At 40.5% G+C, this 19,492-nt stretch carries 17 protein-coding genes and 1 tRNA gene; 6 read left to right on the forward strand and 12 right to left on the reverse strand.

Translation table 11 applies throughout. From position 1 onward, the window contains the following. Positions 1-44 precede the first annotated feature (44 nt). The 6 genes from GQF63_RS19610 to GQF63_RS00330 all read right to left on the reverse strand — a co-directional run bounded on the left by GQF63_RS19610 (position 45) and on the right by GQF63_RS00330 (position 5,679). The gene (locus GQF63_RS19610) at positions 45-554 is read right to left on the reverse strand and encodes a hypothetical protein (protein ID WP_212592413.1); all 510 of its coding nucleotides are present in this window, start codon (positions 552-554) and stop codon (positions 45-47) included. A gap of 25 nt (positions 555-579) precedes the next feature. Continuing rightward, entirely contained in the window at positions 580-1,764 is a 1,185-nt protein-coding gene (locus tag GQF63_RS00310) for an MORN repeat-containing protein (RefSeq protein WP_160367110.1), read from the reverse strand. 22 nt (positions 1,765-1,786) lie between these two features. Continuing rightward, positions 1,787-2,977, reverse strand: a complete 1,191-nt coding sequence (locus GQF63_RS00315; protein ID WP_160367111.1) for a hypothetical protein — start codon at positions 2,975-2,977, stop codon at positions 1,787-1,789. Between the two features lie 25 nt (positions 2,978-3,002). Then, a complete protein-coding gene (locus tag GQF63_RS00320; protein ID WP_160367112.1) occupies positions 3,003-3,572 on the reverse strand; it encodes a DUF6252 family protein in 570 nt (189 codons plus the stop codon). Positions 3,573-3,654: 82 nt separating this feature from the next. Then, positions 3,655-4,302: a response regulator transcription factor gene (locus tag GQF63_RS00325; RefSeq protein WP_160367113.1), complete on the reverse strand. Its 648-nt coding sequence runs from the start codon at positions 4,300-4,302 to the stop codon at positions 3,655-3,657. Continuing rightward, positions 4,303-5,679: a sensor histidine kinase gene (locus GQF63_RS00330; protein WP_160367114.1), complete on the reverse strand. Its 1,377-nt coding sequence runs from the start codon at positions 5,677-5,679 to the stop codon at positions 4,303-4,305. It abuts the gene before it with no gap. Between the two features lie 134 nt (positions 5,680-5,813). Between GQF63_RS00330 and GQF63_RS00335 the strand changes: the two genes are divergently transcribed. The 3 genes from GQF63_RS00335 (at position 5,814) to GQF63_RS00345 (ending at position 7,660) form a co-directional block, all read left to right on the forward strand. Continuing rightward, positions 5,814-6,248, forward strand: coding sequence for a lipocalin family protein (locus GQF63_RS00335; protein ID WP_160367115.1), 435 nt, complete (start codon positions 5,814-5,816; stop codon positions 6,246-6,248). Positions 6,249-6,330: 82 nt separating this feature from the next. Continuing rightward, positions 6,331-6,696: an ISAon1 family transposase N-terminal region protein gene (locus GQF63_RS00340; protein ID WP_212592414.1), complete on the forward strand. Its 366-nt coding sequence runs from the start codon at positions 6,331-6,333 to the stop codon at positions 6,694-6,696. A gap of 28 nt (positions 6,697-6,724) precedes the next feature. Further along, positions 6,725-7,660 (forward strand): ISAon1 family transposase, encoded by a 936-nt coding sequence (locus tag GQF63_RS00345; protein ID WP_425500370.1) that lies wholly within the window; start codon positions 6,725-6,727, stop codon positions 7,658-7,660. 107 nt (positions 7,661-7,767) lie between these two features. Here the strand turns inward: GQF63_RS00345 and GQF63_RS00350 are convergent. From GQF63_RS00350 to GQF63_RS00370, 5 genes are all read right to left on the reverse strand, one after another. Continuing rightward, positions 7,768-7,849, reverse strand: a tRNA-Leu gene (locus tag GQF63_RS00350). Between the two features lie 104 nt (positions 7,850-7,953). After that, positions 7,954-8,469, reverse strand: a complete 516-nt coding sequence (locus GQF63_RS00355) for a hypothetical protein (RefSeq protein WP_160367116.1) — start codon at positions 8,467-8,469, stop codon at positions 7,954-7,956. Positions 8,470-8,492: 23 nt separating this feature from the next. Beyond that, entirely contained in the window at positions 8,493-9,662 is a 1,170-nt protein-coding gene (locus tag GQF63_RS00360; protein WP_160367117.1) for a purple acid phosphatase family protein, read from the reverse strand. Positions 9,663-9,664: 2 nt separating this feature from the next. Then, positions 9,665-11,455, reverse strand: coding sequence for a RagB/SusD family nutrient uptake outer membrane protein (locus tag GQF63_RS00365; protein WP_160367118.1), 1,791 nt, complete (start codon positions 11,453-11,455; stop codon positions 9,665-9,667). 2 nt (positions 11,456-11,457) lie between these two features. Continuing rightward, positions 11,458-14,550, reverse strand: coding sequence for a SusC/RagA family TonB-linked outer membrane protein (locus tag GQF63_RS00370; protein ID WP_160367119.1), 3,093 nt, complete (start codon positions 14,548-14,550; stop codon positions 11,458-11,460). A 357-nt stretch (positions 14,551-14,907) separates the two neighbouring features. Between GQF63_RS00370 and GQF63_RS00375 the strand changes: the two genes are divergently transcribed. From GQF63_RS00375 to GQF63_RS00385, 3 genes are all read left to right on the forward strand, one after another. After that, on the forward strand, positions 14,908-15,681 hold the full coding sequence (locus GQF63_RS00375; RefSeq protein ID WP_160367120.1) for a hypothetical protein: 774 nt from the start codon (positions 14,908-14,910) through the stop codon (positions 15,679-15,681). Between the two features lie 97 nt (positions 15,682-15,778). After that, on the forward strand, positions 15,779-16,282 hold the full coding sequence (locus GQF63_RS00380) for an STM3941 family protein (protein WP_160367121.1): 504 nt from the start codon (positions 15,779-15,781) through the stop codon (positions 16,280-16,282). A 101-nt stretch (positions 16,283-16,383) separates the two neighbouring features. Further along, positions 16,384-17,031, forward strand: a complete 648-nt coding sequence (locus GQF63_RS00385; RefSeq protein WP_160367122.1) for a hypothetical protein — start codon at positions 16,384-16,386, stop codon at positions 17,029-17,031. A 55-nt stretch (positions 17,032-17,086) separates the two neighbouring features. Here the strand turns inward: GQF63_RS00385 and GQF63_RS00390 are convergent, their stop codons facing one another. Beyond that, positions 17,087-19,390, reverse strand: coding sequence for a GH92 family glycosyl hydrolase (locus tag GQF63_RS00390; RefSeq protein WP_246163174.1), 2,304 nt, complete (start codon positions 19,388-19,390; stop codon positions 17,087-17,089). Positions 19,391-19,492: the final 102 nt, after the last annotated feature.

Here is a 19,492-nt window from a genome sequence, read left to right on the forward strand (position 1 = left end):
CCAGCACCGTTGCAATTTTTCAATAGAAATTGTTATCCGGATAATTAAGACGTTACTTTCCTTATACTGAAATATTTAATCATAAAGCCTAACAAAATAATAACTGTCATGGAAACAAAATGTTGAAATCTGTTGAAGCTTTCATAATCTCCATTATCGTTAATGTCGATACGCTCGGAAAAGGCAGTTTCTTTTTTCTTGCTTTCGGGAACATAACGGACATATTTTTCTTGGTTCATCAGTTCCTCCGCAGTAGGAATAGGATTGGGATTTTTACTTGTTTTTCCTTCGCTGTATAATAAGAAATTGGAGTTGAGTGTAATTGTATCCATACATGAATCCCGAAAGAAGGCTAGCTGTTGGGCAATAAGATGCGTTGGCCTCAAGTAATAATTTCCGTACTTAGATCTGAGGTCCTTTATCTCTACAAATAAAACCTTGGCTTTTCGGACAACGCTTGCTTTTCGATATGTATAATCATTCCAAACCGAACGAACAGCGAACAAGCCGAAACCCAGCCCTATGATAATCAATAAATTACCAACATTTTTCATTATTATAGTTGCTAATTAGGTACGGTTACTTGCCTTTAAAAGTATCATATTCCCAAGTTCCTTCATCAACTGAGCCGTTGGCATATATCAATTTTCCTTTTCCGTGTTTTTTGCTATTTTCAAAATCCCCTATATAAACACTACCATCCAGCCATGTAAATTTTCCTTTGCCATGCATTCCATTATTTGCCCATTCGCCTTCATATTTGTTTCCGTTTGCCCACTTGAGAATCCCCTTGCCATGTATATTGTCATAAAAATAATCGCCAGTATAGGAAGATCCGTCTTTCCAAGTGAATTTACCTTTACCATGCCGGTTGTAGTTTTTAAACTCGCCAATAAAATCACCGTCTGAATATTTAATTTTTCCGACCCCCGACAGTCTACGACCGTTGTCTAGTTTCTTTTTACCCTTATCTTCGTATTTATAGGATTCGTGATAAGGAGGGGTATCGGCAGTAAATTCACCGCTGTCCCAAAATCCAGTTTCTACACGGCCGTCGGCATGAGTAAGTGAGCCAATACCGAAATATCTCCCATTTTTAAAATTACCGACATATACATCTCCATTGCTCATTTTTAACATGCCAAAGCCATGTTTAAAATCTTCATACCAGCCGCCTGAATATACTGTCCCATCTCTCAAAACTTCAGTTCCTTCACCGTATTTGAGTGATTGACCGTAATGTTGCCCAAAATATCCTTGATAATAGCCAGACCCTGCATCACTTGAGTAGGTCAATTTCCCCCAAATAAGTTCAATATTACTAGAACTTTTCTGCAAAAAGTAACCTTCGAATTTTTCGCCATTCCTCAAGTTAATGGTGCGCACCTTCGATAATGCTTCTTTAAGCGCCTTTTCATTAGCTAACTTGTTCTGCAGTTTGATTTGGGCATCTAATTTATCCATCTCTAACTGTGCCCGAATGGCTCTTTTCTGCTCTTCAGTTTCTATCACTTTATTACCTTGATTACGCCTTATCATTAGCTCTACAAATTCATCAGTCGCCTTTTTATCTAGGGAGTTGTTAAAATTGGTTTTGGCAGATCCCGCCATACCCTGACTACCTGTTGTTTCCATGTATTTTTTAAAAGCTTGGTCGCGCTGATATTGATAATATTCAGCTGTGGTAGTTCCTTGTCCATACGCATAGCTGGCGAATGCTAAGCAACACAAGCAAATAAGGACGTATTTTGCTAAAGTTTTCATTGTATAATTATTTTTAAGACTATTAATTCTTAGTAATAATGTGCATGTGGTAGGTATTATCCATCCAATTGTTTGGATTTTCTTGTCTGTAAACCACAGCTGCGTGAAGTTTATTATTGAAATATTTTAGGGCGTGAACCTGTGTATGCTCCTTCAAATCTGCTTCTTTCAGAATCACCTCGTTACCACCCGTGGTTTTGTATTTTCTAATGCTAAAGTGCGCAGTTTGATTTTCAATTCTGTTTTCTACGCAGTACAAGTTTCCGTTTGCATCTATTTCATTTGCGTATTGGCTGTAAGTACCGACTTTTGTTTCATCAAGGACTTTTTGAATGGTATAGTTGCTTAGGTTTATTTTATAGACTTCAAATTTATTCCCATAGGCATCAATTGCTACAAAAACGTGATCGCCATATTGGGTGCTGTGTAGCATGAATCCGACGGGTGACAATGCAAGATGATTTTCGGCTTTCATCAGGTAGTGTATTTGACCTTGGGAACCGATTACTTTATTATCCGTTTCAGCATAAATTCCTATGCCATCCTGGCTGGTATTTTTGTTTAAATTGATTACAAAAGTGCGATCGTTGTATCTAACAGATATGTAAGAAGTAGCAAAAAAAGTATTGGTTTTCCATTGCCTGCTGCCATAATGATAATGCGACACCGTATTGGTGCCTGTACTTTCAGAATTATTTAGTAATCCATCTTCCGATGCTTGCAGCCTTTTTATAGGGGTAGCACGTTGGTCAGAAAGGTTTATATTTATATTTTGATTGTTCTTGAACACGGCAATTGCATAAGTATTGGAAAATGGGATATGCGTTTCCCAAATATCGGCACCGTAAATAGTTTTGATTGATCTGAAATCAGATCCCGTAGTTCCACTGGGTTTGTTGACAGCAACGGTATTTTGGTTATTTAAAATAATTTCAATCGGATCCTGATAACCTGACATGTGTGTGAACCACAGATACCAGCGTAATTCCGTAGGCGATTGCATTCTAAAAGTCTGCGTTTGAAAACTTCCTCCTAAATTACCCTGAGTTTTAGGTTGGGTATGTTGGGCTACAGTTGTCCATTGGTTGCTATGGAGCAGTGTGACCTTATTGGGGTTATTCGGGTTGATTTCTACTCCATCATCTTTAGTGCAAGAAAACAAGGTTACTGTAAATGCTAGCAGTGTCATTTTTAGGATGTTGAATATGTTCATAGCATCGATTTGTTTTCAGCGAGATTTAATATGTTTTTATATCCAAATCAAACTTACCTTCAGTTATTTTTTTTATACTGTTGTTGTTAAAAGAACCATCGTTGTTTTTGCGTACGGCATCAAAAGAGAAAGTTCCTTTGATATGTGTTCCAGTATTCGTTTCAATGATGATTCTTCCGGTTTTTACATATTCCCATTTGGTAAACCATTGGTCATACCCATTTCCGTTCCATTGGTTGTATTCTGCACTTGCTAAATACGCTAAGTTAGTAACCTGTATAGGGTCGAAATCATAAGTTCCCGGTTTCCAGTGAATGGCATTGGTCACTTTACCTCCAAAAGGCATCAGTGTTAATACAATGGTTACTTTTTGGTCCGCAGGTTGTCCAATGATCTGAAGCATCTTTGTTGAGCTAACATATTTTGCAGTCGTCAATGTTATTTCCGCATTAGGGAATGCCTGGTTGTCTATTTTAGCTAAAAAGAATGCAGAACCGCCAGGAGAGTCAGCTATAGGATTATCATCTTTAGAACAAGAAAATACGGTTACAGCAAGCGCAAGCAGCGTAGTTTTTAGGATGTTGAATGTTTTCATAATTTAATTGAATGATAGATATGCACTCACAAAATTCGATTAAATTAATATGCTGCACAATGGGCTGTTTAGCCCATTTTATTTAAAGCAATCCACTTTTTCGCACTTTTTCCAGCAATTCTATCCGGTTATGGGTTTGAAGCTTTTGGTAAATATTCTCAATATGCCTTTTTACGGTAAAGGGGGATATTGATAAATTTTGAGCAATCCGCTTATTGGTGAAGCCCTTACTCAATTGTTCTAAAATTTCTGTTTCTCTATCGGATAGCGTAATTTTTTCTATTTCTTTTTTGGGAAAAGGATAGCTTATAAATTTGAGCAATTGCAAGGTTTTTAAAGCTATGGATGGCGACATGACCGATCCGCCATTCAGGGTATCTATGATGGTTTCATAGATTTTGTCGGCTTTTGTTTCTTTCAGGATATAGCTATCAGCTCCTGCTTTGATGGCATCGAAGATATATTCATCGTCATCATATATCGTTATTATGACTATTTTTAGGTCTGGATATTGTTGTTTTATTTTTGCTGTCGTTTCAATTCCATTTAATAAAGGCATTTCTATATCCATAAAAACGAGCTGGATCTCACTATTTTGGGTCAATAAGTCTAAAAGTTCAGCACCGTTGTTTGCAGCATGAACAATGGAAATATCCGTATACAGTGAAAGTTTTTCTGTTAAGGCATTCAATGCGAATATATTATCCTCAGCGATGGCTATTTTATACATTTATAATTTTATTTGAATAACATATTTAGTTCCATTGTCGGCACTTGTTTCTACATTCATTCGCCCGCTGACATTCGAAATCCTACTTTCGATATTTCTTAATCCAAACGATTTATTTTTTTCATTTTCATAATCAAAACCTTTTCCATTATCTGCTATATAAAGCAGTAAGTTTCTCCCCTCTTGTTCCATTTTTATCCTTATTTCTGTTGCATGAGCATGTTTCAGAGCATTGTTCACAATTTCTTGTACGGTTCTGAACAAATTGACCGCTTGCGTAGAATTGATATTAAAATTCTCTAAAACATCAAAATGGAAATTAAAGTTTATCTCTTCTTTTGCCTCTGAGGCAGATTTAATAAAATTGAGGATTTTTTCTTTTAGATCTTGAAGATGAATTTCCTTTGTATTTAGCACCCATAAGGTGTTTTTTAATTCTAGGATCGAATTTTCAGAAAGGTCAGCAAGCATATTAATCTTGCTTTTCACTGTGGCTTCTGCTGTTGAAGGAGCATTCTTCAATCCATCTGAAATCGTGTTAATAAAGGTGAGTTGTGCACCAAGACTGTCGTGAAGATCCCCTGATATTTTCAAGCGCTGCTCTTGCAATTCCCTTTCTCCTTCAATTTTAGCCAAGATAAATTGATACTCAAAATCTTTGTACATCATCATGCTGCGCATGGCAACTAACAAGTAGACAAACAGCATAAAAACAGGCATTCCAATCATATCCATGTCCATTGTAGTTACAGCAAATTCATGGGTAAGTACAAGCACTAATAGTAGGAAGATTAAAACGTTTGCAAATATGTAGATGATAAATTCTCTTGCCCAGGCAATTTTTCTTAGGAAAAGCGAATGTGGATATTCCTCATTTTTGTTTTGGAATTTTTGGATAAAAACCCATGCCTTCACACAGTAAAACAAGGTAAGGATAAGGGTAAGCAAGTTGGTAATTTCATAAAATAAATCTTCTCCTTCTAATATTCTTTGAAAGGCTTTTCGTTGTACTATAGTATCCGAGAAAGCAAGATAAAGACCGTAAGAGACGGATGCGATACCAGGAATTAGACTGAAATAGATGTTTTTTGAAACTTGACCACTCAATAAATTTACTACATAATAATAAATTGCCGGACCGAACAATAAGGAGATAAAGAAAACAAAATAGCCTAAAAACACCAGCCTATAGTTCCCTGGGTATAGCACTAAAAGATTAGTAAGGCATGTAGCTATCACCACAAAGAATACAAATGCAAATGCCATTCTTACCTTCAGTTCTTCTCTTTTGTTTAATAAAGAGGGAAGCGCTAAAAAGAGCAGAATAAGGCATACCGAAATATTCAGATATAATACAAAGGGTTCTTTATAGAGCATATATTAGATTAATATTTGGATAATGTAATTTATTAAAAAAATACGTATCAGCACCTAACGACTTTCTACTTATTCATTCGGTTGGTAAATCTAATTTTATTCATTACATTTATATAAACCAAATTATAAAATCAATGAAAAATCTAATCGGCTCACTACTTATCTTAATGACCCTATTTTCATGCTCGAAAAGTGATACCGAATATAATCCCGAAGCACCAATTTTAGGGAAATGGAAATTATCATCCCCTATTAATAACAATCCTGAATTACAGGATGTAAAAGAGCAATTTTTTGTTTTTGACACAGACAAAATAGGGATCAGAGGAATAAGATTAAATGGAAAGTTCGGTGGATCTCTAGCTAGCTGGGATAGGAATGCTACAATAAAACATGATTATTCACTTTCAAATAATAACAAAATATTGAACATCAATTATGAAGATGGTGAAATAGTGGATTTTGATGTTTTGAAATTAAGTAAAGACTCTCTGATTATTGAATTTAAAAATTACAACATTGGTTCTCTTCATTTGCAAGATCTAAATAATTCTAGTTTTTGGAAATAGTGGTAATATATTTTGGATCATGTACAAAAGTTGTGGAGAGGACAAAAAATAATCGGATATTCGTGTTTTGAAATTTTACCAGATGCACGATTCCTTTAAAGCCCTAATGCCCCTAATTATTCCACAGGGTGTTTCCGATTATTTTGAGATGACCCATTATACGCAAGAAGCGGGTCGGTTGGATATTTTCTTGGAAGAGATGAATGTCATTCCTGAAGAATTTCAAAAGAATAAACTGATATCCAAAGGCTTCTTTGAACCTGTTACCCTTCAGGATTTCCCTATTCGTGGACAACAAGTTTACTTACATGTCAAGCGTCGCAGATGGCTCAATCAAGACAGCAATAAAGTAGTTAGTAGGAATTGGGAGTTAGTAGCCAAAGGGACGCGTATCACACAGGATTTCGCGGCTTTTTTAAAAGGTATCAGCGGACAATCAGGCTCATAGCATCCAAACGATCAGTTCCTTCTATGGTATATCAGCCAGTAAACTAAGGCGTTACTACCGAAATAAGCTGAGTGGCTTTCAGGATTGGGAACACCGGGAGAACGCTCGTGAAGGCCTTGTTTTTCCAGAGAATATTGGCACCCATATTTCTATCGATGAGACCTGTCTGTCGCAGGGAGAACTCTATACTGTGGTCACCAACAAGGGTGCTCGCGGCAAAAGGGGGACCATTATCGCTATACTGAACGGCACCAAATCGGAGAACATCATTCCCATCCTTCAAAGCATCCCGGAAAGATTACGTAAAAAGGTATTGGAGATAACGCTGGATCTTGCAGGAAATATGGGGCTTATCGCCAAGAAATGCTTTCCACTGGCGGTTCAGGTAACAGATCGATTCCATGTTCAGCAATTGGCTACGGAGGCACTTCAGGAAATCAGAATAAAGCATCGATGGAAGGCTATAGATGATGAAAACCAGGCCATTGAGAAGGGTCGTAAGCTCCAGAAGCCCTATTCCGCAAAGATATTATCCAATGGCGATACCCTTAAGCAGCTGCTGGCAAGATCTAGGTACCTGCTCTATAAGTCCCAGCACAAATGGACTCCTGACCAGAAGGAAAGAGCCGGGATACTCTTTGAGCTCTACCCGGATCTAGAAAAGGCCTATGAATTAAGCCAGAGATTATCGTGGATCTATAACAGTATCAAGGACAAGGGAGTAGCCTATGCCAAATTGGGGCTATGGCATCAGCATGTTGAGGCCTCGGGATTCAAATCATTCAATACGGTATCCAGGACGATAAAGAACCATTATAGAAACATCCTGAACTACTTTGATAACAGAAGTACTAATGCCTCAGCAGAATCGTTTAATGCTAAGATAAAGGCGTTCAGAAGTCAGTTCAGAGGTGTAGGAGATGTCAACTTTTTCTTATTTAGATTGACCAAATTATTTGCTTAGTCCACAGGTTTTGAAACTGATCCTATATTTTGGCTAATTCCAGTGATAGGGGATTACCGTTTTTAAGCAAAAAAAGCGGAAGTCTATGACTTCCGCTTTTTTCTTTGTACCCAGGGCCGGGATCGAACCGGCACGAATTGCTTCATTGGTGTTTGAGACCAACGCGTCTACCAATTCCGCCACCTGGGCGTTTCCGTTTGGAATGATGCAAATATAGGGCTTCTGATTAATTCTGCAAAAATATTTTATCACAAACCCATAAACTAGCTGATTGTTAAGGATTTTATTTTTATTTACAGGTTCACGCTGTCGTATGCCCAATGCAATAAAGCCTGTCTTTGCTTCCGTCTACAGTTTAAATCGGCAAAATCGCAATTCCCTTTTACCTGCGCCACATGCCTGGCCATCGCTTTCCAACGCTTTATTTGCCGCCTATCATCCTCTGTTCTTCTTCCCATAAAATAGCGGCAGTACCATTGAAACCAGCCGCGAGGATCTTGCGGATGGATCCATCCTTTTTCCCGCCATACGCGTAGGGGTTGGGAGGCATGTATTTCAAAAAAATTAAGCTTGGCATCCCCTTTCGGATCAGCCCCGGAATAGAGTTTGGCTTCTTCGAACCAGTCTTTAGGAAATTCTTCTTGACAGTCGCTGAGGTAGCGACCTCCAAAAACACCCATGGCAAGCATTTCCTTAGGCGTTAATTGCGGAGAGAATTCCGGGTCAAAGCCCGCTCCCATCTCCGCAGTTAACACATAAGTATATCCTTGCTGCATTTTATCCTGCACAATAACTGTCCTGTTGTTCATGCAGCAAAGATATTAATTTGTCCTTAGCGTAAGGGGCTTAAGCTAATTTCATCCACTTGCTTACCCTGCTGATCGACAACTTTGAATACGGCTTTTTGCGCTGTGATTTCTGCTTTCACCATATTCACATTGGAATTGACCAAAACCGGGAAGTTTAAGCCCTGTTTTGGCATTTGCTTAATGTGTCTATGCAAGTGGCCACTAATCATGATCTGCGCCCCTGCCTTATTCAAAATCGGCACAAATTGCTTTTCGATGTCCAGCATGCCATGCCAGCCACCTAATGGCGGCATATGGCAGATTACAATTTTATAGCGTGCATTTTTATAGGCCGGCGATTCCACCACCTTGGCTAACCATTGTGCTTGTTGCGCGCGGTAATAATCCATATCGACAATACCACTGTATTCAATATCGGAATCCGGCTTATCCTCTCCACAGTCTAACACGATAAAACAGGCCTCCCCTTGGGTAAACATATAATACAGTTCGCCAGTATTTGTCGGGAAGTACTTCGGATAGGCAACAGCAAATGGCCCTCTGGTTTCATGGTTGCCACGTGAGTAGTACATGGGCGTTTCGCTAGCAAATAATTTTATAGCGGTATCCATAAAGCCGTCAAACATTTGTTGCTCGCTATGCAGGGCATCGACCATATCGCCATTGAAGATCACAAAGTCTGTTTTCTTCATATCCGCTTGTCCGATGAGGTTGCTCAGCACCTCATTTTTACCATGGATATCATTGACAATGGCAAAGTTCACCTGGTCTGAAGGTTTAGGCGTCGCAAAGCTTAGTGGCTGATTTTTGTAAACCGAGGTGGCAACAAAATCACCATATTGCACGCGCGTTCCTTGATGGTTTAACACTTCCTGGTTATACACGCGGTAGCGGTATTTGGTACCGGGGGTTAAGCCTTTGATATCGACCTGATGCACTGTTCCTACAGATTTAAAGCCGTATTTTGCTGCAAACAGTTTCTTGCGTTCTTCCTGATAAAAATGGCTGTTATCATCAGGTGCCAACTCCACCCATCCGGTGGCGGCTTTGTTCGTCACCCATACGATAGACAAACTGCTATCGGTGAGCGCTTGAATGTAGGGTTGATGCGTAATTTGTATCTTCTCTTGCGCTGCCGCTGTACCGACAAATAGCGACAAGAAAACATACAGGATAAAGGTTTTCGGTGTCATACTTAATAATTTGGGTTTTGAATCAATAAACTATTTTTATTTAGTTCATCCCGCAATATAGGAAGAAAATAGGCTTTATCATTCCATGCATACTTCTCAAAATTAACATGTTTCACGATGGGCTTAGTTGCTGTGCTGTGATCGGCATTCATCGGATAGACAATATCGGCTACTTTTGTGGTGATATTATACGTCTGAGGGCCAATTAACCAACGTCGAACATCAAAAAAGCGGTGTTCCTCAAAGGCCAATTCCACTCTTCTTTCATTTCTATATTTATTTTTCAAAGCCAGTCCTGTTTCGGTGATATCCGGCATTCCTGCACGTTTACGGATCATATTCATATAGGTTTTCGCTTCCTGATCTAAGCCCAACTCAATACAAGCCTCCGCATAGTTCAACAAAACCTCCGCATAGCGGATAAATCGCCAGCTGATCGATTGCCTAACGTATTGCGCATCATTGTTCGGATCAATGTATTTACGTAAATAATAACCTGTATAAGATCCATTCCAGTCTTCAATCGTGCTCTTACGCGTATCTACGCCATAAACCACTTCCATTTTGCCGGTAGTATTATTCCAACGCTCCCAACGTCCCGTTTGGATTTTATTCAAGGGATCTAATCCTTTTGCATCATCCGGACGGATTCTCCAATCTGCCCCATTAAACAGAATAGTCGCATAGAAACGAGGATCACGATTCACATACGGATCTGCTGCCTGGGCAGGATTTGACCAACTAAAAGCGGTACCATCCTTCATCTCATACGCATCAATCATATCACCAATTGGGGCATTTGTTCCCCAACCATGGTATCCGTTTGGTGAAGTATACAAGCCAAAGCGTTGGCCCATGGCCGTAGTAAAGTATTTGATAAAAATATCTTCCGAAGTGCTCTTATTGATAAAGATCTCGGAAAGGTTCTGTGGAATATTATCGCCAGCAGCAGGCGTTGCTTTGTATAAGGAATATTCACCTAAGTCGATCACAGCTTTTGCCGCATCCTTTGCCGCCGTCCATCTGGCTTTCCGATCGCCCGAGGTATAGCGAATAAGCTCTTGCTTCTCATACGTCGGGAAAACCGTGGTATTTGTTAAATCACTCGCCGCATAGAGTAATACGCGCGCTTTCAGTGCTAATGCGGCACCTTTTGTCGCACGGCCTTGGTTGACACCAGAGTGTTTTAAAGGCAGTAAGGCTGCTGCTTTATCCAATTCCGACACAATGAAATCAACACAGTCCGCATAGGAACTACGCTCCTTTTCAAACTCATCTTCTAAACCATATACTTCAGTAATAAGCGGCACACCGCCATAAACACTGATCAAGTTATGATACATATAGGCTCGTAGGAAATGTACTTCCCCCATCATTCTATCTTTGGTGGATTTTCCATCGACCAATTCGGTTGTGAACGGAACTTCTTCAATCTTTGAAAAGAAGATATTACAGAACCGAATGGTTTTATACACATCGGCCCAGCTTCTATAGCGAGAAACGGTCCATCCATATAGCTGATCGGGCGTCATTAAGCTTTTATTGAAGTTTAAGGCTGCCGCATTTCCACGATAATGGCCTTCATCGACGATATTAGCCTTCATCCGGCCATCTGTCAAGGGTTCATCCAATCGGAAATATATCTGGTTAATAAAGGTGCCGACTAAGGCTGGGTCGGTCCATACGGTATTCTCTGAAAACTCGGTGGCCGGATCCGTATCTAAGAAATCTTGTTTACAAGCACCTAGCATGCTCGATAATAATAGCGCGTATATAATAAATCTCTTTTTCATGACTAAAAATTAAGGGTTAAACCAAAGTTGTACACTTTGTTAAGCGGATAGGCTGTTGCCGAGGTGGTTTCCGGATCGAAATCTTTAACCTTGGTAAAGGTGAGCAGGTTTTGACCGGTGAAATACACCTGAATGCCACTTAAGCGTAGTTTCTGACACCACTCCTGCGGAAAGGAATAGCCAAACTCCAGGTTCTTCAAGCGAACATAATCTGAATTTTGTAGCCAATAGGTATTTTGGTTTGATCGCCAATATTCGCTATAGCGGTTCCAGATTCTTGGTTTTTGGGCATCCATATTATCTTCGGTCCATCGGCCTTCCACATCTTGCACCAAGAAATTGCCCACCTCGCCTTGCATTTCGTAATAATTATTACGTAAGGCGCCCGTGGCCCATTGGAAAAAGATACTGGTGTAAAAGCCTTTATAGCCTAAATCAATATTTAAACCACCTGTGAGGGTTGGCAAATCGGTCTTATCCATTCTTACACGGTCAAGTCCATCAATTTTCCCATCGTTATTCACATCTTCAAACTTAATATCACCTGGTCTTGCTCCTGCCCAGTGCGGATAGGCATCAAGGTCGGCAGCATCTTTAAAAACACCAATGGAACGATAGTATAAGGCGGCATTCATTGGTCGGCCAGTTGACATTTGATATTCCGGTACTCCCGGAGTTTCATCCCAGAAACGGATTCTATTATTATTGGTAGCCACATTCGCGGAAACTCCGTATTGAAAATCATTAACCGCATCTTGGTAGCCTATTTGAAACTCTAGACCTTTATTTGTTACTTCCCCGATATTCTCGCGAGGCAAGGTTAATCCGGTAGAATTAGGCACTGATGCATTTCTGTTCCACAGGATATTCGTACGGATATTATAGAAGTATTCGGCAGTTAGGGATAGTTTATTTTCTAAAAACTTGGCATCTATACCGACGTTGGATTGATTTGCGACCTCCCAAGTTACCTTTGGATTCGGAATACGCAATTCATTCAACACCTTCTGTTCTACAGATTCATTAAACACATACAAGTCGCTGGCACCTGTAAGGAATCCGTAGCTGGATAAGAATTGATAATCATCAATACGGTCATTACCTGTTTGTCCCCAGGATCCGCGTAGTTTTAAATCGCTAACCACAGGTTTGATGGATTCCCAGAATTTCTCGTTGGATACGCGCCAACCTAAAGATACGCCCGGGAAGAAGCCGAAACGCTTGGCACTAGGGAATTTATAGGAGCCATCATAACGCCATAAAAATTCAAATAAGTATTTGTTGGCATAATCATAATTTAAACGTCCAAAGTAATTTAATCGCGCTTGTTGGGATGATCTACCGCTGTTGTTTTTCTCAGCATCCCCGCCGGCAAATAGTTCCTCCAAAGCCGTAGACACGAAAAACTTACGGAACGCTTCGAAAGACATCACCGATCCTGTAATGCGCTCCACCCCTACTAAACCATTGAAATTATGGTTTTCCCCAAATTTGCGTTCGTAACGCAACAAAGAGTTTAGGGTTAACAGGTCATTGTTTGCAAAATCTTGAGTAAGTTCTGGACCAGTAAACCCTTTTTGACCACGCACAAGGACTGGATTTCCTGCTTGATCTACGGTCTTTCCATCCCAGTTATAGAGGTACCAAGGTGTTTTCCAAAGTTTATTGTTCTGGACGGTTCGGTCGAAGGCCACATTTCCACTTAAGGACATCCCTTCCACCCATGGAATGCTGATATCGATATTTGCCCTAGACTCTAAAGTCATGGCCTTATTCCGATCATATCCTGTTTGATTGGTCGTTACCACCACCGGGTTATTTCCGTACTCGATATCCGGGCCGTTTTCACCAGTTGGCCAATAGGCTTGCATATTTGGCTTACCCCGGCGCAACATCACGAAGATATCGGAAGCTGAGCGAGTTGGGTAATTCCGATTTACTTCACGCATCGCTACATTCACGCCATACTTGATATAATCGTTGAGTTTACCGTCCAAATTGGAGCGGAAATTATATTGGCTAAATTTTGTCGCTGTATTTTTATAAATCGCGTTTTGCTTATCGTAGGCACCCGAGATAAAGTAATTGATATATTCCGAGCCACCGTTGATGGTTAAATTGGTTTGATGCTGTGGAGCGACTTCATTAAAGGTTGCTTTATACCAATCGGTGTTTGGATGCCCCCAAGGATCAGATCCATTGCGGAAGAGCTCGATCTCATCGGCGGAATACTTCGGGGATTGACCTGCATACTTACTGATCTCATTCAGCATCTCTACATAGGTCGCGGCATCTAAAACCTCCGGAATAACTGTTGGCTTGGTAAATGCTTGGTTATGGCTGACTTTAATTTGAGGTTTTCCCGATACACCTTTCTTCGTGGTAACCAAAATTACTCCGTTTGCAGCTTGAGAACCGTAGATGGCAGCAGAGGCATCTTTCAGGACGGTTACACTTTCAATATCCTGCGGATTAATGCGTTCTAAGCTTCGGTTGGCAATTCCATCAACCACAATTAAAGGGTCGTTGTTTCCTAAGGTATTCGCGCCACGAATGCGCAAGGTTGCATTATCACTGCCGGGTTCGCCGGAACGGGATACCGCTACTAAGCCGGGCAAACGGCCTGCTAAGGTATTGGAGAGGTTGACCACAGGAGCGCGCGATAGCACATCACCTTTTACATCCACAATAGATCCTGTTACGGTAGAAGCCTTCTGCGTACCATACCCTACAACAACCACTTCGTCAATGGCCTCATCTGTTGTTTCTAGGTTAATGTGCATAGTGCCCGAGCTAGCTACAATGGTTTGATCGGCATACCCTAGAAACTGCACAAGCAAGTTGTCGCCTGCGCGCCCGGCAATTAAAAAGTTACCATTTTCATCCGATTGCGCAGACAGCTTCGTTCGTAAATTGGTAATGGTTACACCAGCCATAGGTTGGGATTGGCTGTTGACGATTTGTCCTCGGATTTCAGACTGGGGAACTAGTCCTCGAATTTCTAAAAACTCCTTGTGGGATAGGCTTGCGTAATTGCTGGCCCAGGCACTCATAGAAAGACCTACGGTGCAAAACAACAAAAGTCGCTTTTTCATAGTACATGGTTTAAATAATACGTGGTATCAAATAATAAGCTGTAAAATTCGGTCTATAGTATTTCTTGAATATTAAGGAATCATCAAGAAATCAGGTTGTTTTTTAATTGTTTAACATAAATTTAAGACATTTTTGAAAATTAAATCGTTGATAAGGCTATTTTTTGAGTAAATAGGGTTATAGTTAGTTATAAATCAAGACTATTTTAAATTCTTGATAAAGAAACACTTCAATACTTAAATTATATAAAAAGCTTACACAAGTACCTTAACTGATCCTTTATTTTTATTGGAAAGCGTTAATTTTAGTTTATTCTTGACTTATTATCGATTGTATTGTTAAACTTAATTTAAACTATGCTTGATCCTACAGCAGAAAGCTCCCCTTTATCGACTTCTCTTTATCGTGATTTGTTAACTAAACTTGAAATCACCGAAGCCTTTGAGAAGGCTATTCTACCTTATTTACCAAGTATACTTTATCCGCAGCTGGCTCCAGAACAGGAGAAAACTTTTAAGGACTATCAAGAAAAATACTTCCGGCAATCCGTTGAGGAATGGCTAATCAGCGAGGCAGAAAAACGTTGCACTACAACGGAAGTTCAAGAGATGCTAAATCAGCCTTTGGATACTGTTTTGGAAGATTATAAGGAAAGCATTAAAGCTCTAGACAGGGCAATTGAGGATCGTATGGATGCTATTTATTTAGACGCCCATCAATTACTATCGGGCATAGAAATTACGGGGGTACCCAATCCGGCAGATCCTTTTGCCTACTTTACTGTTCAGCGAACGGATGGCTGGTACGAGGTAGAGGCCTACGATTTCTGGATGCTACAACGCATGCACATAAAAAAGCAAGCTTTTATTTCCGCAGATGAATTAGGTAAGTTAAAAATGGAAGCTATTACGTTGGATCAGCTCGTCTTGGCATGGAAACCTACTGCACTCCAAGTCCAAGCGCTAGCAACGCATTTTTCAAAACCATCTCCTCCTCCTTTATGTTTAATTAGCAAACAGCGCATCATTTGTATTCTGCAGGATTTACCGCCTTTACAGGATGCTACGCTCCTACTAAACACTCCGTGGACGGCAGACAGGCTAAGTGATTATTTACAAAACCTGTTATAGGGATGATAGCTATAGTATAATTATATAATTCAAACAGGAGTCTACATGCTGCAGAACCTAGAATAGGTTAATTTTGAATAGATCAACTAACAAATTAATGATGAACGAATTAAAGATAACGTACAGCCATAAAAAGCAACAGCAATTAGCGAACATTTTCCTGATTCTCCTTATCCTCGGATTAGGCTTTATTTATTATGCCTATTTCATTAAAACGACAGGCCTATTAATGGGGAGGGTCAGTTCCATTTTTGTTGCCGTTATTGGCTTGGTTGGTTTCTTGAAAATGAAAATTGCACCGAAGAAATCTGATGAAATAGCGATCCGTATTGATGCCAACGGTATTGAAGGCAAGACATCGATGATTGCGAAGGCCGCAGGCCGTATCGATTGGCATGATATCGGAGATTTCTATGTGGATCCTAAAAATCTAACCCTTGAACTAAAGAATCCTCAAAAATATGCCGATCGCATGCAGAACTTCTTCGTACGCGATACTTTTCTCAAAGGTAAAAAGGGCGTTTTGGACATTCCCTTAGGGGAAACAGAACCTAATATAGATGAAATCCATAGCATCCTAAGTCATTACTTACAGCGCTAAAACGCTTATTTTCTGGAAACGGGTAATTTCGCAAATACCCGTTTTCGGGTAATAGCAGCGCTGAGGAATCGGTTAATTTTGATTAATTAATCAATTCTACCATGAAAACATCATACCAAGGCCTCCTGGCCATCCTATTATCTTCAATCTGCATAGCCTGCTCCGATGCGCAAAGTGCTGAAGATCAAAATCAGGAATCTTCTACCATAGTTTCAAAAATAACCGAAACGAGTGCTACATCGAGTTTATCTGCCGTGGAGAAATCCATGAAGGAACTGGAAACACGGATAGAATTATTGAAAAGCAGCAGGCCTGTAGAAAAGGAAACACTGAAAGCGTGCTTTCCAACTAACATATTAGGACTGAACAGATCATCCTTAGAAGCGGCAGAAGGCATGGCATTGGGGATTGCTACAGCAGAAGCGATCTATACATCGGAAGATCAAGAACAGGAAGTGCAAATCCACATCATGGATGGCGCAGGCGAGCAAGCATCCGCCTTTGCCGGGTTAGCGCTATTAGGCTATTTGGCAGAAAGTGAAAAGATAACGCCGAATGGTTTTGAAAAAATCACAGACTTCCACGGGAAACGCGCCAGAATAAGTGAAACGAAGGAAGATGATTGGCAAAAAGCAAGCATAGAATGGTATCATAAGAAGCGCTATCAGATCCGTTTAAAAGCAGAAGGACTAACGCTAGAGCAACTTGCCGGCTTCATGGATACGCTGAACTTGCAGGCATTAAAATAGAATAATAAAAAGGGCCGCCTATCTATAGACGGCCCTTTAAGGTTGATTCCCCGTATTATTTCTTCGGCTTCCTGCTCATCACAAACTCCAACTCCCCTCCAGCCATCAAATCGGCATGTGCCAATTTATAATCTTTTATTTCTTTCCCATTCCAGGTCACCTTGCTGACATACACATTCTTTTCGCCCTGATTCTTTGCAATAACTTTTACTGATTTTCCATTCTCAAGAGTCACCGTTGCTGATTTCACCAAAGGACTTCCTAACCAATAATGGGCATCCCCCGGCGCAACAGGGTAAAACCCTAAGGCTGTAAATAAATACCAGGCCGACATTTGTCCGCAGTCATCATTTCCACCTAATCCATCTGCACCATTATTATATTGATGACGGATAATCTGTCTGACACGCTCCTGCGTTTTCCATGGACTTCCCGTAATGTTATACAAGTAAGCCACGTGATGCGAAGGTTCATTCCCATGAACATAATTCCCGATAATTCCTTCGCGTGTAATATCTTCAGTTTGCTCAAAGTACTTATCAGGCAGGTGCATGCTGAACAAGGAGTCTAAATAGCCCTCAAAACGCTTTGTACCTCCCATAACTTCCATTAATCCCTTTGGATCATGCGGCACATACAACGAATAGTTCCAAGAATTACCTTCAATAAAGCCCTGTCCATGGGTATCCAACACATCGAAGGTCGCACGGAATTTTCCTGCTCTATCCTTCGGACGCATAAAGCCTATTTTCTCGTCATATAGGTTTCGCCAATAGTTCGAACGTTTGGTAAACTCGGCTTCCACATCGGCTTTCCCTAGCTTCTTCGCCACCTGGGCAATACACCAATCGTCATAAGCATATTCCAAGGTGTTTGAAACTGAAGAGGTAGAGGCTTCATCTGGAACATAACCTAAGTCTATATATTCGCCAATACCTTCATATCGGCGGGCATTAGCTGTTGAAATACACGCTTTTAAAGCAGCGTCAGCATCCCCTTTATAGATTCCCTTTAAAATAGCATCGGCAACTACAGATACCGAATGGTACCCACTCATACACCAATTATCATTTGCATAATGCGACCAGATGGGCAGCATGCCTAAAACCGATTGATCGTAATGCGCCATCATGGACGAAACGATATCGGCATTGCGGGATGGGTTCACTAAATTCATCCACGGGTGGAAAGCACGGAAGGTATCCCATAACGAAAAGGAGGTGTAATTAGTAAATCCTTTCGCTTGGTGAATTTCATAGTCCAAACCTTTATACTCCCCATTTACATCCATATAAACGGTCGGCATTAAACTCGCATGGTACACAGAGGTGTAGAAATTGACCATGTCTGCCTCATTCAACATAACGGCTTTGATCTTTCCAAGCTCCTTTTCCCAAGCTTGCACACCCGCATTCTTCACGCCCTCGAAATTCCAATCAGGTGTTTCAGTTTCCATATTTTCCAACGCGTTGCGCATACTTACGGGGCTCAGCGCAACTTTCATCAGCACCTGCTCCCCTTCCTTGGTATCAAAGTCAAGGTGCATTTTCATATTATGCGCCGCTAGATCAGGGAAGTTGTCAGTTTGATTAAACTTACGCCAGAATCCCTTGTAAGGAATTTCCTTATCGTAATATTTTGCCCCATAGTTTTTAAAGGCTTTTGATGTCTTAATGGCAAAATATACGGTACGTGTTCTCGCCCAACCATTGGTTTGGCGGAATCCAGTTAAGGTGGAGTCATTCAACACGCGTACAACTGTCCATACATTTTTATCGTTGTGGTTATAGATACCTGCTGTAAGGTCTAAGATAATATGCGAATCCGCCGACTGTGGAAAGGTATAGCGGTGCATCCCAACACGGGTACTGGTAGTCAACTCGGCCAAGATATTATGCTTATCCAATTTTACCTTATAATAATTTGGACTTGCCTCCTCATGATCATGGCTAAAAGGCGATCGGTATCCATCCTGCGGACGATCGGCAGTCCCGGGGTTTAATTGCACTTTTCCTTGTGTGGGCATCACTAGGATATCCCCAAGGTCTGAGTGGCCTGTTCCGCTAAAATGGGTATGGCTAAACCCTACAATGGTTTTATCCTTGTATTGATAACCAGCACAATATTCATAAACCGTCTTGGTATACTTCCCATTAAAATCATAAGGAATAGTATCGGTATCCGGACTTAGCTGCACCGAACCAAAGGGAACAGTAGCCCCAGGAAAGGTATGCCCCATCTTCGCCGTTCCAATCAAGGGGTTCACATAATCTGTCAATTTCTTCTGCTGGGCAATCCCTAAACTCGGTAATAAAGCAATCAATAGAAACTTACCTAAACGCATGTAATTTGTATTCATCAATAATTATCTAAGGTTTTATTTTTCAACGTGCTCCTCCTAAAATACATAAATATTAAACGTTTTAGCAATATTAATTTGAATATTAAGCACTTAGATGGA

Origin of the sequence: Sphingobacterium humi (genome assembly GCF_009768885.1) — a bacterium.
GTDB lineage: Bacteria > Bacteroidota > Bacteroidia > Sphingobacteriales > Sphingobacteriaceae > Sphingobacterium > Sphingobacterium humi.

Excerpts from the sequence above, each read along its gene's own strand:
- GQF63_RS00360 (WP_160367117.1), bottom strand. The coding sequence starts at position 9,662 with ATGACACCGAAAACCTTTATCCTGTATGTTTTCTTGTCGCTATTTGTC.
- GQF63_RS00320 (WP_160367112.1), bottom strand. The coding sequence starts at position 3,572 with ATGAAAACATTCAACATCCTAAAAACTACGCTGCTTGCGCTTGCTGTA.
- GQF63_RS00365 (WP_160367118.1), bottom strand. The coding sequence starts at position 11,455 with ATGAAAAAGAGATTTATTATATACGCGCTATTATTATCGAGCATGCTA.
- GQF63_RS00375 (WP_160367120.1), top strand. The coding sequence starts at position 14,908 with ATGCTTGATCCTACAGCAGAAAGCTCCCCTTTATCGACTTCTCTTTAT.
- GQF63_RS00315 (WP_160367111.1), bottom strand. The coding sequence starts at position 2,977 with ATGAACATATTCAACATCCTAAAAATGACACTGCTAGCATTTACAGTA.
- GQF63_RS00335 (WP_160367115.1), top strand. The coding sequence starts at position 5,814 with ATGAAAAATCTAATCGGCTCACTACTTATCTTAATGACCCTATTTTCA.
- GQF63_RS00385 (WP_160367122.1), top strand. The coding sequence starts at position 16,384 with ATGAAAACATCATACCAAGGCCTCCTGGCCATCCTATTATCTTCAATC.
- GQF63_RS00325 (WP_160367113.1), bottom strand. The coding sequence starts at position 4,302 with ATGTATAAAATAGCCATCGCTGAGGATAATATATTCGCATTGAATGCC.
- GQF63_RS00370 (WP_160367119.1), bottom strand. The coding sequence starts at position 14,550 with ATGAAAAAGCGACTTTTGTTGTTTTGCACCGTAGGTCTTTCTATGAGT.
- GQF63_RS00390 (WP_246163174.1), bottom strand. The coding sequence starts at position 19,390 with ATGAATACAAATTACATGCGTTTAGGTAAGTTTCTATTGATTGCTTTA.
- GQF63_RS00355 (WP_160367116.1), bottom strand. The coding sequence starts at position 8,469 with ATGAACAACAGGACAGTTATTGTGCAGGATAAAATGCAGCAAGGATAT.
- GQF63_RS00340 (WP_212592414.1), top strand. The coding sequence starts at position 6,331 with ATGCACGATTCCTTTAAAGCCCTAATGCCCCTAATTATTCCACAGGGT.
- GQF63_RS00310 (WP_160367110.1), bottom strand. The coding sequence starts at position 1,764 with ATGAAAACTTTAGCAAAATACGTCCTTATTTGCTTGTGTTGCTTAGCA.
- GQF63_RS19610 (WP_212592413.1), bottom strand. The coding sequence starts at position 554 with ATGAAAAATGTTGGTAATTTATTGATTATCATAGGGCTGGGTTTCGGC.
- GQF63_RS00330 (WP_160367114.1), bottom strand. The coding sequence starts at position 5,679 with ATGCTCTATAAAGAACCCTTTGTATTATATCTGAATATTTCGGTATGC.
- GQF63_RS00380 (WP_160367121.1), top strand. The coding sequence starts at position 15,779 with ATGATGAACGAATTAAAGATAACGTACAGCCATAAAAAGCAACAGCAA.